The organism is Streptomyces flaveolus (assembly GCF_000716535.1).
In the GTDB taxonomy this organism is placed as follows: domain Bacteria; phylum Actinomycetota; class Actinomycetes; order Streptomycetales; family Streptomycetaceae; genus Streptomyces; species Streptomyces flaveolus_A.
On sequence record NZ_JNWV01000009.1, the window covers coordinates 1 to 13,803 of the forward strand.

The 13,803-nt window shown below is 72.1% G+C and carries 11 protein-coding genes and 1 pseudogene; 9 read left to right on the forward strand and 3 right to left on the reverse strand.

All coding sequences use genetic code 11. The annotated features are described in order from the left end of the window. Together ilvC and serA are read left to right on the forward strand one after the other, a co-directional pair. Nucleotides 1-631: pseudogene (ilvC, locus tag OO52_RS10885) on the forward strand (ketol-acid reductoisomerase); the annotation flags it as partial. Nucleotides 632-680: 49 nt separating this feature from the next. Then, nucleotides 681-2,270 (forward strand): phosphoglycerate dehydrogenase, encoded by a 1,590-nt coding sequence (serA, locus tag OO52_RS10890; RefSeq protein WP_030649298.1) that lies wholly within the window; start codon nucleotides 681-683, stop codon nucleotides 2,268-2,270. Nucleotides 2,271-2,379: 109 nt separating this feature from the next. Here the strand turns inward: serA and OO52_RS10895 are convergent, their stop codons facing one another. Next, a complete protein-coding gene (locus OO52_RS10895) occupies nucleotides 2,380-3,915 on the reverse strand; it encodes an MFS transporter (RefSeq protein WP_030649296.1) in 1,536 nt (511 codons plus the stop codon). Between the two features lie 97 nt (nucleotides 3,916-4,012). Here OO52_RS10895 and OO52_RS10900 point away from each other — a divergent pair, with 97 nt between their 5' ends. Continuing rightward, complete coding sequence (locus tag OO52_RS10900) at nucleotides 4,013-4,597, forward strand: TetR/AcrR family transcriptional regulator (protein ID WP_030649294.1); 585 nt, start codon at nucleotides 4,013-4,015, stop codon at nucleotides 4,595-4,597. 348 nt (nucleotides 4,598-4,945) lie between these two features. On the opposite strand, the gene OO52_RS10905 is transcribed toward OO52_RS10900, so the two are convergent. Further along, nucleotides 4,946-6,235 carry a PucR family transcriptional regulator gene (locus tag OO52_RS10905; protein WP_374101812.1) on the reverse strand — a complete coding sequence of 430 codons (1,290 nt, stop codon included), beginning with the start codon at nucleotides 6,233-6,235 and terminating at the stop codon, nucleotides 4,946-4,948. A 165-nt stretch (nucleotides 6,236-6,400) separates the two neighbouring features. Between OO52_RS10905 and OO52_RS10910 the strand changes: the two genes are divergently transcribed. From OO52_RS10910 to OO52_RS53945, 5 genes are all read left to right on the forward strand, one after another. Continuing rightward, complete coding sequence (locus OO52_RS10910) at nucleotides 6,401-7,327, forward strand: proline dehydrogenase family protein (protein WP_030649290.1); 927 nt, start codon at nucleotides 6,401-6,403, stop codon at nucleotides 7,325-7,327. A gap of 39 nt (nucleotides 7,328-7,366) precedes the next feature. Beyond that, nucleotides 7,367-8,998, forward strand: coding sequence for an L-glutamate gamma-semialdehyde dehydrogenase (gene pruA, locus OO52_RS10915; protein WP_030649288.1), 1,632 nt, complete (start codon nucleotides 7,367-7,369; stop codon nucleotides 8,996-8,998). A gap of 95 nt (nucleotides 8,999-9,093) precedes the next feature. Next, on the forward strand, nucleotides 9,094-9,987 hold the full coding sequence (locus tag OO52_RS10920; protein ID WP_051818715.1) for an alpha/beta fold hydrolase: 894 nt from the start codon (nucleotides 9,094-9,096) through the stop codon (nucleotides 9,985-9,987). After that, nucleotides 9,939-10,505, forward strand: coding sequence for a GNAT family N-acetyltransferase (locus OO52_RS10925; RefSeq protein ID WP_420711414.1), 567 nt, complete (start codon nucleotides 9,939-9,941; stop codon nucleotides 10,503-10,505). The genes OO52_RS10920 and OO52_RS10925 overlap by 49 nt, the downstream gene beginning before the upstream one ends. 313 nt (nucleotides 10,506-10,818) lie before the next feature. Further along, complete coding sequence (locus OO52_RS53945) at nucleotides 10,819-10,950, forward strand: hypothetical protein (protein ID WP_015493350.1); 132 nt, start codon at nucleotides 10,819-10,821, stop codon at nucleotides 10,948-10,950. A gap of 49 nt (nucleotides 10,951-10,999) precedes the next feature. Here the strand turns inward: OO52_RS53945 and OO52_RS10930 are convergent, their stop codons facing one another. Beyond that, a complete protein-coding gene (locus tag OO52_RS10930) occupies nucleotides 11,000-12,547 on the reverse strand; it encodes a purple acid phosphatase family protein (RefSeq protein ID WP_030649282.1) in 1,548 nt (515 codons plus the stop codon). 143 nt (nucleotides 12,548-12,690) lie between these two features. On the opposite strand from OO52_RS10930, the gene OO52_RS10935 reads away from it, so the two are divergent. Continuing rightward, a complete protein-coding gene (locus OO52_RS10935) occupies nucleotides 12,691-13,734 on the forward strand; it encodes a 3-isopropylmalate dehydrogenase (RefSeq protein ID WP_030649280.1) in 1,044 nt (347 codons plus the stop codon). Nucleotides 13,735-13,803: the final 69 nt, after the last annotated feature.

A 13,803-nucleotide genomic window follows, 5' to 3' on the forward strand; every position in this document is an offset into this window, starting at 1 on the left:
GAACCTGAAGGACGGCGACGCGCTGTTCTTCGGCCACGGCTTCAACATCCGCTTCGGCTTCATCAAGCCCCCGGCGGGCGTGGACGTCTGCATGGTCGCGCCGAAGGGCCCGGGCCACCTGGTGCGCCGTCAGTACGAGGAGGGCCGCGGCGTTCCGTGCATCGTGGCCGTGGAGCAGGACGCCTCCGGCAACGCCTTCGCGCTGGCCCTGTCGTACGCCAAGGGCATCGGCGGCACCCGCGCCGGCGTCATCAAGACCACCTTCACCGAGGAGACCGAGACCGACCTCTTCGGCGAGCAGGCCGTGCTCTGCGGTGGCACCGCCGCCCTGGTCAAGGCGGGCTTCGAGACCCTGACCGAGGCCGGTTACCAGCCGGAGATCGCCTACTTCGAGTGCCTGCACGAGCTGAAGCTGATCGTGGACCTCATGTACGAGGGCGGCCTGGAGAAGATGCGCTGGTCCATCTCCGAGACCGCCGAGTGGGGCGACTACGTCACCGGCCCGCGCATCATCACCGACGCCACCAAGGCGGAGATGAAGAAGGTCCTCGCCGAGATCCAGGACGGCTCCTTCGCCCAGAACTGGATGGACGAGTACCACGGCGGCCTGAAGCGGTACAACGAGTACAAGAAGTGCGGCCGTCGGGACGGCCGTCCGCATCGCACATGTGAGGACTCACGTGAGCTCGAAACCCGTCGTACTCATCGCTGAAGAGCTGTCGCCTGCCACCGTCGACGCACTCGGTCCGGACTTCGAGATCCGGCACTGCAACGGAGCGGACCGCTCCGAGCTGCTGCCGGCCATCGCCGACGTGGACGCGATCCTGATCCGTTCGGCCACCAAGGTCGACGCCGAGGCCATCGCCGCCGCGAAGAAGCTCAAGGTCGTCGCCCGGGCCGGCGTCGGCCTGGACAACGTCGACGTCTCCGCCGCCACCAAGGCCGGCGTGATGGTCGTCAACGCCCCGACCTCCAACATCGTGACCGCGGCCGAGCTGGCCTGCGGTCTCATCATCTCCACCGCCCGCAACATCCCGCAGGCCAACGCCGCTCTCAAGAACGGCGAGTGGAAGCGCAGCAAGTACACGGGCGTCGAGCTGGCCGAGAAGACGCTGGGCGTCGTGGGCCTGGGCCGCATCGGTGCCCTCGTCGCGCAGCGCATGTCCGCCTTCGGCATGAAGGTCGTCGCCTACGACCCCTACGTGCAGCCCGCGCGGGCCGCGCAGATGGGTGTCAAGGTGCTCTCCCTGGACGAGCTGCTTGAGGTCTCCGACTTCATCACCGTCCACCTGCCCAAGACCCCGGAGACGCTCGGCCTCATCGGCGACGAGGCGCTGCGCAAGGTCAAGCCCAGCGTGCGCATCGTCAACGCCGCGCGCGGCGGCATCGTGGACGAGGCGGCGCTGTACTCGGCGCTGAAGGAGGGCCGGGTCGCCGGCGCCGGCCTCGACGTGTACGCCAAGGAGCCCTGCACCGACTCCCCGCTCTTCGAGCTGGACCAGGTCGTCTGCACCCCGCACCTGGGCGCGTCGACGGACGAGGCCCAGGAGAAGGCCGGTATCTCCGTCGCCAAGTCCGTCCGCCTCGCCCTCGCCGGTGAGCTGGTGCCGGACGCCGTCAACGTCCAGGGCGGGGTCATCGCCGAGGACGTCAAGCCGGGCCTGCCGCTCGCCGAGCGCCTCGGCCGCATCTTCACCGCGCTCGCCGGCGAGGTCGCGGTCCGCCTCGACGTCGAGGTCTACGGCGAGATCACCCAGCACGACGTGAAGGTGCTGGAGCTGTCCGCGCTCAAGGGCGTCTTCGAGGACGTCGTCGACGAGACGGTGTCCTACGTCAACGCCCCGCTGTTCGCCCAGGAGCGCGGTGTGGAGGTCCGGCTGACCACCAGCTCGGAGTCCGCCGACCACCGCAACGTGGTGACCGTGCGCGGCACGCTGGGCACCGGCGAGGAGGTGTCGGTCTCCGGCACGCTGGCCGGCCCGAAGCACGTCCAGAAGATCGTCGCGGTCGGTGAGTACGACGTCGACCTCGCGCTCGCCGACCACATGGTGGTGCTGCGCTACGAGGACCGCCCGGGTGTCGTCGGCACCGTCGGCCGCATCCTCGGCGAGGCGGGCATCAACATCGCCGGCATGCAGGTCGCCCGCGCGGCGGTGGGCGGGGAGGCGCTGGCCGTGCTGACGGTCGACGACACGGTGGGCTCCGCCGTGCTGGCCGAGGTCGCCTCCGAGATCGGCGCGACGTCCGCCCGCTCGGTGAACCTGGTCTGAGGTCGCCGTCCGGGGGCTGCCGCCCCTGAGCCCCCGCTTCGGCCTTGCGGCCTCGCCCGCACACGCCGGACGGGCTGACAGAAGTCAGCCCGTCCGGCGTTCTTGTTTCCTACTTCTGCCTGGCCTCTGCCCTCCGGAGCGTCACCGCCGCCCCCACCGCCGCCAGCGCCAGGATCACCGCCCCGGCCAGCGCGGCGCCCCGCATGCCGCTGGTGAACGCCTCCCGCGCCGTGGCGAGGAGGGTCTGTCCGGTCCGGCCCGGGAGCCGGGCCGCGTCGGCCAGCGCACCGCCCAGGGTCTCGCGGGCCTCGGCCGGGGCGGTGGCCGGCATCGCGTGGCGGTAGACCGCCGTGCCGATGGAGCCCAGGACCGCCATGCCGAGCGCGCCGCCGAACTCGGTGCCGGTCTCCAGGAGGGAGGAGGCGGTGCCCGCCCGCTCCTCCGGCGCGCCGCCCATCGCCAGGTCGGTGAGCTGGGACAGCACCATGACCGCCCCGCAGGCGAGGACGCCGGCCGCGGTCAGCACCAGCCACAGGGAGTCGGTGCCGACGAGGGCGAGCAGGGCGTACCCGGCCGCGCTGACCGCGAAGCCGCAGGCGACGACGTGTCCGCGGTCGACGCCGCGCTGGACGAGCTGTGCGGTGACCGGTCCGGCGACCCCGATGAGCACCGACGGCAGCAGGCTCCACAGGGCCGCCTCCAGCGGGCTCTTGCCGAGGACCGACTGGAGGTACTGCGTGGTGAAGATGGCCGAGCCCATCATCCCGAACGCGCAGACGAGGGTCAGGACGAGCGATGGGGTGAAGCCGTGGCACCGGAAGAGGGCGGGCGGGACCAGCGGTGAGGCGCCGGTGCGCTGGCGCCGGACGAACAGGGCCGCGAAGAGCAGGCCGACGGTGATCGAGACGACGAATCCCGGGTTCCATCCCTCGGAGGGGATCTCCTTCAGGCCGTAGACGACGGGGAGCACGGCGGCCAGCGACAGCGGGACGCTCAGCCAGTCGAAGCGGCCGGGCGCGGGGTTCCTCGACTCGGGCAGCAGCACCGGGCCGAGGAGGAGCAGCAGCGCCATCGCGGGCAGGTTGACCAGGAAGACCGAGCCCCACCAGAAGTGCTCGACGAGGATGCCGCTCATCACCGAGCCGAGGGCGATGCCGCCGGTCATCACGCCGGACCACATGCCGATCGCCTTCGCCCGCTGGGCCGGGTCGGTGAACATCGTGCGCAGCAGGCCCATCGTGGAGGGCATCAGGGTGGCGCCGCCGATGCCGAGGATCGCGCGGGCAGCGATCAGGGTCTCGGCGCTGCTCGCGTAGGCGGCGAGGAGCGAGGCGGCGCCGAAGGCCGCGGCGCCCATGAGGAGGAGCCTGCGGCGGCCGATGCGGTCGCCGAGCGAGCCCATCGTCATCAGCAGGCCGGCCAGGACGAAGCCGTAGACGTCGAAGATCCACAGCTGCTGGGTGCCGCTCGGGCGCAGGTCGGCGCTGATCGCGGGGGTCGCGAAGTACAGGACCGAGACGTCCATGGAGACCAGGAGCAGCGGCAGCATCAGCACGCCGAGCGCGGTCCACTCGCGGCGACCGGCGCGGGCGGGTGCGCTGCCGGCGCCGGCGGGGTCGGTGGTGCTCGTCGGGTTCGTCGTCATGCCGAGGACTGTACGGGCGTCTTAAACGCTTGTCTAGAACGTTTGTATAAGTCGGCCGTCTAGGACGGTTGTATGGATCGCGCGGTAGGGTGACCGCATGGGACACCGTGAGGATCTGCTCGAAGGCGCCAAGCGCTGCCTGCTGGAGAAGGGCTTCCTGCGCACCACCGCGCGCGACATCGTCAAGGAGTCGGGCACCAATCTCGCGTCCATCGGCTACCACTACGGCTCGAAGGACGCGCTGCTGGTACAGGCGTACATCTCGCTGATCGAGGGCGTGGGGGAGCGGTTCGACCCCGGCCTGGGCGGCGAGATGACCCAGCCCCCGGGCTCGCTGGAGCGCTTCCAGGAGGTGTGGGCCGGCATCATCCGCACCGTGCCCGAGTCACGGGCGATCTGGCTGCTCAGCTTCGAGCTGATGTTCCAGAACGAGCGGCTCGAAGAGGTGCGCAAGCTGCTGGCCGAGGCCCAGAAGGAAGGCCGTGCCGGACTCGTCCCGATGTTCAACGGCGTCCCGGAGCCCGACCTGGACGAGGAGACGATCGACACCGAGGGGCGCCTCTACCAGACCCTCCTCAACGGCCTCATGGTCCAGTGGCTCTTCGACCCCGCGTCGGCGACCACCGCGGAGCAGCTCACCGAGGGGCTGCGGCGGGTGATCGCCGGAGCGGGCAGGAGCTGACCGGCGCTCCGCGGTAGGCCCTCATCGGCGGCCCAGGGTGGGTCCCCACGGGTTCCGCAGGGCGCTGACCCTGCCGTGCGACGCGGCGGAGACACAGCGGCACGGGCCGCCGGGCCACGGACCGCGCGCCCAGGCCGGCGACCGGGAAGAGCAGCGCCGGGGCCGCCCAGCCGACGGAGCCCGCGGCCACCACCTCGCCGGCGATCAGGGACGGCCCGACCATCCCCTTTGCGGTCGGGCCCAGGCTGTACGCGGCGGCGTGGTCGCCGCGCGCGGCCTCGGGCGACGGCGTGTCCTTTCGAGCCGTCCCCGGTCCGACCGCGCTGCGGACGGCTGAACCCGATCGGCTCACAGCCGTGCCCGCTTCAACGCCATGTGCAGCAGCAGCCGGTCCTCCCCGTCGTCCAGGTCGAGGCCGGTCAGATGTTCCACGCGGGACAGGCGGTAGTAGAGGGTCTGGCGGTGGATGCCCAGCTCGGCCGCCGTGCGGCCGGCCTGGCCCGCGCAGTCGAGGTAGACCTCGGCCGTGCGGGCCAGCTCCCGGTGGACGGGGGAGAGCAGCGGGCCGACCACCCGGTCGTACGCGGCCTCCGGCGGCAGCGCGGTCAGCAGCCGGTACGCCCCGATCCCCGCCCACTGCGCGACCGGCCCGAACCGTGGCTCGGCCAGCGCGGCCCGCGCGGCGGCCGAGGCCTCCTGCCAGACCGTGCCCAGCTCGGTGAGGCCGGTGCGGGGCTCGCCGACCCCGGCCGCGCAGCCGGTGACGCCGGCGGACCGGGCCCCGGCGGTGAAACCCGCCGCGACCGCAGCCGCCACCCGGGCCCCGGCCCCGCGCGCCGCGCCGCCCGACGCCCCCCGGGCCCCCTCGGCCTCCTTCAGCAGCCGCGCGGCCGCCGCCAGCGCGGGTGTGCTGGACTCCGTGGTCCGCAGGCGCACCAGCAGCGCGAGGCTCTGCCCCGAGGCGCCCCACGGCAACGTGCACAGCGCCGTGGCGTGCGGGATCGTACGGGCGGCCGGGGCGTCGTCCGGGTCGGCCGACGGCCAGGGCGCGACACAGACCAGGGTGTGCGGGCCGTCCGCGCGGGGCCCCAGCGCGGTGCGCAGCTCGGCCACCGCCATGTCCCGCTGCCAGCCGCGTTCCGAGGTGAGCACCGCCCGCAGCTCCCGGCTCAGCCCCGCCCCGGCCTCCGCCTCGTCCGCGAGCAGCGCGCCGATCCGGCCCGCGACCCGCATGGCGGCGGCAAGCTGGGCGTCGGTCGGCCCGGGATCGCCGTCCAGCAGCCAGACGTAGCCGAGGACGACGCCCCGATGGCGTACCGGCAGACAGATCCGGCCTCGGTAGACACCGGCCTCCGGGCTCGGCGGGATGCGGACCGGTTCGGTCGCGCGCGTGATGCCGAAGCCCTCGAACCAGGCGCGGACCGTGGCCGTGGAGCGCCGGGTCAGGATCGAGCGGGTGCGCACCGGGTCCAGAGCGGACGGATCCAGCTCGTCCTCGCTGTCGTAGGCACCGAAGGCGATCAGCTCGAAGTCGCGGTTCTCCAGGGTCGCGGGCACCCCCAGCAACTCGGAGATCTCGTCCACCAGCTCCTGGTAGTCCGCCTTGAATTCAGCCGCCACTCGGGCATTCTCCCCCATTTTCCGGCCGCCTTCATACATCTGTCTGAGATCCCGGGCACGGATGCGTGACAGCTGTCGATGGCCGACGATCGGAGAGATCCTTAGGTTTCACGGTGGTTCTCCGTGCCGTACCCGAATCGTCGGGTGATGGCCGTATTTGGTGCTTGTCTGTGGAGGTGCCCCGTGCTGGGTCCCGTGATTCTCGCCGCGTCGCGCAGCGACCGGATGCGACGCCTGATCTCGGCGGCCCCGGTGACCAAGCAGGTCGTCGACCGCTTCATCCCCGGCGAGACCGTGGCCGACATCGTCCCGATCATCGAGGACCTGACGGCCAAGGGCCTGGAGCTGACGATGGACGTCGTCGGCGAGGACATCACCACCCCCGAGCAGGCCGCCGCCGCCCGGGACGCCTACCTGGAGCTGATCGGCCACCTCGCGGACCTGGGGCTGGGTGAGCGCGTGGAGATGTCCGTCAAGCTGTCCATGTTCGGGCAGGCGCTGGACGGCGGCCACGAGCTGGCGCTCGCGAACGTCCGGCCCGTTGTCGAGGCCGCCGCCGCCATCGGTACGACCGTGACGCTCGACGCCGAGGACCACACCACCCTCGACTCGATGTTCGCCATCCACGAGGAGCTGCGGAAGGACTTCCCGCAGACTGGCTGCGTCATCCAGGCCTACCTCTTCCGCACCGAGGCCGACGCCCGCCGCCTCGCCGCGAACGGCAGCCGGGTCCGCCTGGTCAAGGGCGCCTACAAGGAGCCCGCCGAGGTCGCCTACCAGCAGAAGCACGAGATCGACAAGGCCTACGTGCGCATCCTGAAGACGCTGATGGAGGGCGAGGGCTACCCGATGATCGGGTCCCACGACCCGCGTCTGATCGCCATCGCCCAGGAGCTGGCCCACAAGGCCGGCCGTAAGCTCGACGAGTACGAGTTCCAGATGCTGTACGGCATCCGCGGCGAGGAACACCTGCGGCTGGCCGCCGAGGGCCACCGCATGCGCGTCTACACCGCCTACGGCACCGACTGGTACGGCTACTTCATGCGGAGGCTCGCGGAGAAGCCGGCGAACCTGCGCTTCTTCCTCCGCTCGATGGTCAGCAAGGGCTGAGCCCGAACACCCGCTCACGTACAAGGAGTTACGGATCTCATGGACGCTGTGACCCAGGTCCCCACCCCCGTCAACGAGCCGGTGCACGGCTACGCCCCCGGCTCGCCCGAGCGCGCCCGGCTGGAGGCCAAGCTCAAGGAGCTGGCCGAGAACCCGATCGAGCTGCCGATGACGATCGGCGGGGAGAAGCGGCTGGGCGGCGGCGAGCCGTTCGAGGTCGTGCAGCCGCACAACCACAAGGCCGTCATCGGCACCGGCCGCCACGCCACCCAGCAGGACGCGAAGGACGCCATCGACGCGGCCCTGGCCGCCGCGCCGGCCTGGCGCGCGATGTCCTTCGACGACCGCGCCGCGATCATCCTGCGCGCCGCCGAGCTGCTGGCCGGCCCGTGGCGCGAGACGATCGCCGCCTCCACCATGCTGGGCCAGTCCAAGACCGCCCAGCAGGCCGAGATCGACACCCCCTGTGAGCTGGTCGACTTCTGGCGCTTCAACGTCCACTACGCCCGCCAGATCCTCGCCGAGCAGCCCCCGGCGAACTCCCCGGGCGTGTGGAACCGCCTCGACCACCGCCCGCTGGAGGGCTTCGTCTACGCGATCACGCCGTTCAACTTCTCGGCGATCGCGGGCAACCTGCCCACCGCCCCCGCGCTGATGGGCAACGTCGTCGTCTGGAAGCCGTCCCCGACGCAGACCCACGCCGCCGTGCTGCTCATGCGGCTGCTGGAGGAGGCGGGCCTGCCCAAGGGCGTCATCAACCTCGTCACCGGTGACGGCATCGAGGTCTCCAAGGTCGCCCTGGAGCACCGCGACCTCGCGGGCATCCACTTCACCGGCTCGACCAAGACCTTCCAGTACCTGTGGAAGACGGTCGGCAACAACATCGAGAAGTACCGCTCCTACCCGCGTCTGGTCGGCGAGACCGGCGGCAAGGACTTCCTCGTCGCGCACCCGTCGGCCGACCGCGCGGTGCTGAAGACGGCCCTCACCCGGGGCGCCTTCGAGTACCAGGGCCAGAAGTGCAGCGCGACCTCCCGCGCCTACATCCCGGCCTCCATCTGGAACTCGGGCTTCAAGGAGGAGTTCGCGGCCGAGGTCGACTACCTGACCATGGGTGACGTGACCGACCTGTCGAACTTCATCGGCGCCGTGATCGACGAGCGTGCCTTCGCCAAGAACAAGGCCGCCATCGACCGCGCCAAGGCGGACCCGACCTGCACGATCGTCGCGGGCGGCAGCTACGACGACTCGGTCGGCTACTTCGTCCGACCGACCGTCATCGAGTGCACCGACCCGGAGAACGAGGTCTTCACCACCGAGTACTTCGGCCCGATCCTCGCCGTGCACGTGTACGAGGACGACAAGTACGACGAGATGCTGACCCAGATGGAGTCGGTGTCGGACTACGCCCTCACGGGCTCGGTGATCGCGGGCGACCGCGCGGCGGCGGCGTACACGATGGAGAAGCTCCGCTTCGCCGCGGGCAACTTCTACATCAACGACAAGTCGACCGGTGCCGTCGTCGGCCAGCAGCCCTTCGGCGGCGGCCGCGCCTCCGGCACCAACGACAAGGCCGGTGCCCCCCAGAACCTCCTGCGCTGGACGCTGACCCGCGCCATCAAGGAGACCCTGGTCGCGCCGACCGACTACACCTACCCGCACATGGGCTGATCAGCCCCCCGAGCACGGCCCGGGAAGCCCGACACGAGCGGGCTCCCCGGGCCGTTCCCATGCGCCCGGCGGCCGGCCCCCGGCACACTGGGCGCATGACGAAGGCAGCCGACGGAGTACCCGCCGACGCCCGAGCGGCCGCCGGGGAGGCGGTCACGGCCGACGACGGGGTCCGGCTGTGGGCGGCGCGGCCGGACGGCGGGGGAGACCCGCTGGTGCTGTGCCACGGCGGGCCGGGGCTGTGGGACATGTTCGGCGACGTGGCCGCGCTCCTCGCCGACCGGACGCCGGTCGTCCGCTGGGACCAGCGCGGCTGCGGCCGCTCGGAGCGGTGCGCGGGACCGTGGACGACCGCCCGGTTCGTGGCCGACCTCGACGCCGTACGGCGGCACTTCGGGCTGGAACGGATGGCGCTGCTCGGCCACTCCTGGGGCGCACAGCTGGCGCTGAGCTACGCGCTGGTCCACCCGGAGCGGGTGAGCAGGCTCGTCTACGTGTCCGGCACGGGCATCGGCCCGGACGCCGACTGGCACCCCGTCTACACCGCAGGCTTCCTCGCCCGGCTCGGCGACCGTCCCGAACGGCTCGCCCGCTGGCGGGAGTTGGACGGCCTGCGGGAACGCGACGGGGCCGCGGAGCGGGAACGGGCCGTGCTGCGGTGGTCGGTGGAGTTCGAGGACCGGGAACGCGCGCTGGAGCACGCCCGGCGCATGGCGGAGCCCTGGTTCGGGGTCAACCAGGAGTGCAACAAGGCGCTGAACGAGGAACGGAAGCGGACCTGGGGCACCCCCGGGCTGCGCGCGGCCTGCGCCCGCCTCGACGTGCCCGTGCTGATCGTCGACGGCGCCCGGGACATCCGCCCCCGCACCGCCGTGGACTCCCTCGCCGCGGTGCTGCCCCGCGCTCGCCGGGTGGTCCTGCCCGCCGCCGGGCACCTGCCGTGGGTGGAGGACCCGGCGGGCTTCCGGCGGGCGATACTGGCGCCGTGATCCTGCGTCTCGCCCACACCGCCGACCTGGAAGCGGCCGAACTCCGCGCCGTGCGCGCCCTGTTGGACGACGCCTTCGACGGGGATCTCTCCGACGCGGACTTCGAGCACGGGCTGGGCGGGATGCACGCGCTCGTCCGGGACGCGGCCGGGCTCGCCGCGCACGGGGCCGTCGTGATGCGACGGGTGCGGCACCGGGGGCGCTGGCTGCGCACCGGGTACGTCGAGGCCGTCGCCGTGCGGGCCGACGTGCGGCGGAGGGGGCTCGGCGGGCGGGTGATGGCCGAGCTGGAGCGGGTGGTCGACCGGGCCTACGACCTCGGCGCGCTCTCCGCGAGCGACGAGGGTGCCCCGCTGTACGCCGCCCGGGGCTGGCGGCGGTGGGCCGGGCAGGTGCACGCCCTCTCGCCGGACGGGATCGTCCGGCTGCCCGGGGAGGAAGGCGGCCTGTACGTGCGGGGCGCGCTCGACCCGGACGGGGAGCTGGTCTTCGACTGGCGGGACGGCGACGTCCTCTGACGTCGGCGGCCGGACCGCGCCGACCGTCCCGCGCTCCCTTGGCCAAGGCTTCCCGAACGCACGAAGGAGCAGGTCAGAGCGGTGTGATCCGGTTCGCCGTCTCAGATAGTAGGAAGTCCGAGTAATTGTGCAGACAGAAGCGGGTCACTCCCTTAGTTTTGTAGGAGCCGAACGTCTCGCTCGATCCAGCGAATGGCGGTCGTGAGCCGGGCCTCGTGCAGGCAACCCCTGCGGCCGGTGCTCCCCGCCCCTTCCGGCGTCTCGTAACCCCCTTCATTGCCGCGCTCCACGTATGCCGAAGGAGTCGATCGCCATGGCCGAGACGACCGTCCGCCGCCGAGTCCGCCACGTGTCCCGCACGAGCGAGTCCGACCGCAAGAACGCCGCCGCCGCCCTCCAGCGCGCCCTGGACCGCCGGGACAACGGCGGCGAGACCGGCCACTGAGCCGGACCACCAGCCGGGAGCCGCACTCCCCTGGGGTGCGGCGCGGCCCTCACCCCCCGCGCCGCACCTCGAAGTGGTCGATCCGCCGCCCGTCCTGGGCCAGTGCCGACACCGCGAGCCGTGGCGCCGCACCCGCCCGCACCTCCACCGAGAGCAGCGAGAAGCCGGTGTAGCGCACCCGCGACCACTCCACCGTCTCCGGCACCCGGTCCCTGTCCTGCGTCCAGGCGAAGGTCTCCACCGCCCGGTGCCGGGTGACGTGTCCCTCGTAGCTGTCCTTCAGGCCCGATGGGAAGCCGTACAGGTCCCGGCCGCCGCCGCCCGCCGTGACGTACACGGTGCCGTCCCGGTCGGGGTCGGTGGAGCCGCCGACGGGCACCGCCCGGCCGGGCTTCCCGTCCCTGACCGGGTCCGTGCGCTCGTACACGTGGTTGTGACCGTTGATCACCAGGTCCACCCGGTGCTTCCCGAACAGCGGCAGCCACTCCCGCCGGACGCCCCCGTCCGAGGCGTGCCGCGAGGTCGAGTAGGCGCAGTGGTGGAAGAAGACGACCACGAAGTCGATGCCGTCGGCCGCGCGCAGCCGGCGCAGCGTCCGGTCCAGCCACGCCGTCTGCCGGCCGCCGCTGTGCCCGAGGTTGGCGGGGATCTCGTACGAGACGTCGTTGGCGTCCAGCGCGACGAAGCCGGCGTTGCCGTAGGTGAAGGCGTAGGCGCCCGGCGTGCCGTACGGATCGAAGCCGGTCTCCGGCAGGGAGAAGCGGGCCAGCTGTCCGCCGTAGCCGTCCGGCGAGTACCACGCCTCCATGTCGTGGTTGCCCGTCGTCACCATCCACGGCACGGACCGCGCGACCGGCTCGTTCTGCCTCAGGAACAGGTCCCAGGAGGCGGGGTCGTAGGTGTCCGCCGTCCGGCCCGTTCCGCTGGTGTCCGCGTAGCAGATGTCACCGGCGTGCAGATGGAAGGCGGGCTTCTGGCGCAGCATCAGACCGTCGTTGGCGTGCGCCGCCCGGCCCACGCCCTGGTCGCCGAAGGCCGTGAACACGAAGCGTTCCGGACGCGCGGGTGCCGTGCGGAAGGAGGAGATGGCCGCGCGGCGGGCGGGCGCGGTGGGCTCCCAGCCGTCGTGGCCGACGCCGTAGTAGTACGTCGTGCCGGGTGCGAGGCCGTCCACGGACGCGTGCACGTAGTACTGCTCCAGCGCGGGCCGTACGCCCTCCACTCCGGGTGTGTGCAGCGGGCGGATCTCGGCCGGGACCCGGCGCCCGAGGTCGTCGGGGCGCAGGCCGACCCGCACGTACGGCCGCTTCACCGCCGACGGCACCTGCCAGGAGATCCGCATCCGCGTCCGTGGGTCGGCGCCGAAGGCGAGATGCCGGCCGAACGGGGCCAGCGCCGAGCCGGGCGCCCGCGAGGCGGCCGGACCCGGCATCGCGCCGGACGCGGTGCCGCAGCCGGTCAGCAGGCCGCCCGCCACCGCGCCCGCCGTCACCAGCGTGCGGCGGCGCACCCTGCGGCTGCGCAGGTACTCGTACTGCTCGGCCATGCCCAGCCGCTCGGCGAGCGGGCGGGGGATGCCGACGTCGGGAGTGTCCATGTCCGGGAACGTTCCACCGGGACCCGACATCCTTGCCGCGCACGGGTGAACGTCGACCGACGGGCGGACAGCGGCAACCCGTCCGGGTGTCCGTATCGCGGACGCCACGTGTCATCACCTGGGACGAGGAGTAGGGTGCCCGCATGTCTCGCAGCATCAATCTCGCAGTGATCCCCGGTGACGGCATCGGCCAGGAGGTCGTGGCCGAGGGTCTCAAGGTCCTCTCCGCCGTCCTGCCGCAGGATGTGAAGCTGGAGACCAAGGAGTACGACTTCGGCGCCAAGCGCTACCACGCCACCGGTGAGACCCTCACCGACGCCGACCTCGACTCCCTCAAGCGGCACGACGCCATTCTGCTCGGCGCCATCGGCGACCCGTCGGTGCCGTCCGGCGTGCTGGAGCGGGGCTTCCTGCTCAAGCTCCGCTTCGCCTTCGACCACCACGTCAACCTGCGTCCGTCGAAGCTGCTCCCGGGTGTCGCCACCCCGCTCGCCGGCCAGCCGGAGATCGACTTCGTCGTCGTCCGCGAGGGCACCGAGGGCCCGTACACCGGCAACGGCGGCACCATCCGCAAGGGCACCGCGCACGAGGTCGCCACCGAGGTGTCCGTCAACACCGCCTTCGGTGTCGAGCGCGTCGTCCGTGACGCCTTCGCGCGCGCCCAGGCCCGCCCGCGCAAGAAGCTCACGCTGGTCCACAAGAACAACGTGCTGACCTTCGCCGGGCACCTGTGGACGAACATCTTCAACAAGGTGGCCGAGGAGTACCCCGAGGTCACCACCGACTACATCCACGTCGACGCCGCGACCATCTACCTGGTCACCGACCCCGGCCGGTTCGACGTCATCGTCACCGACAACCTCTTCGGCGACATCATCACCGACCTCGCCGCGGCCGTCTCCGGCGGCATCGGCGTGGCCGCCTCCGGCAACATCAACCCCACCCGCGAGTTCCCGTCCATGTTCGAGCCGGTCCACGGCTCGGCCCCGGACATCGCCGGCCAGGGCAAGGCCGACCCCACCGCCACCGTCCTGTCCGTCGCCCTGCTGCTGCGCCACCTCGGTTACGACACCGAGGCCGACCGGATCGACGCGGCGGTCACCGCCGACCTCACGGAGCGTGCCGGGAAGCCGGCCCGCTCCACCTCCGAGATCGGCGACGCGCTCGCCGTACGCGTAGCCGGCTGACCCGCCGCGCTACACCGAGCCGCCGGGTCGCAACCGCACCCGGCGGCTTTTCCTGTGCCTCGCCGGGTG

Coding starts and splice junctions, on each gene's coding strand:
- OO52_RS10895 (WP_030649296.1), bottom strand. CDS start 3,915: ATGACGACGAACCCGACGAGCACCACCGACCCCGCCGGCGCCGGCAGC.
- OO52_RS10900 (WP_030649294.1), top strand. CDS start 4,013: ATGGGACACCGTGAGGATCTGCTCGAAGGCGCCAAGCGCTGCCTGCTG.
- OO52_RS10905 (WP_374101812.1), bottom strand. CDS start 6,235: ATGGGGGAGAATGCCCGAGTGGCGGCTGAATTCAAGGCGGACTACCAG.
- pruA (WP_030649288.1), top strand. CDS start 7,367: ATGGACGCTGTGACCCAGGTCCCCACCCCCGTCAACGAGCCGGTGCAC.
- OO52_RS10920 (WP_051818715.1), top strand. CDS start 9,094: ATGACGAAGGCAGCCGACGGAGTACCCGCCGACGCCCGAGCGGCCGCC.
- OO52_RS53945 (WP_015493350.1), top strand. CDS start 10,819: ATGGCCGAGACGACCGTCCGCCGCCGAGTCCGCCACGTGTCCCGCACG.
- OO52_RS10930 (WP_030649282.1), bottom strand. CDS start 12,547: ATGGACACTCCCGACGTCGGCATCCCCCGCCCGCTCGCCGAGCGGCTG.
- OO52_RS10935 (WP_030649280.1), top strand. CDS start 12,691: ATGTCTCGCAGCATCAATCTCGCAGTGATCCCCGGTGACGGCATCGGC.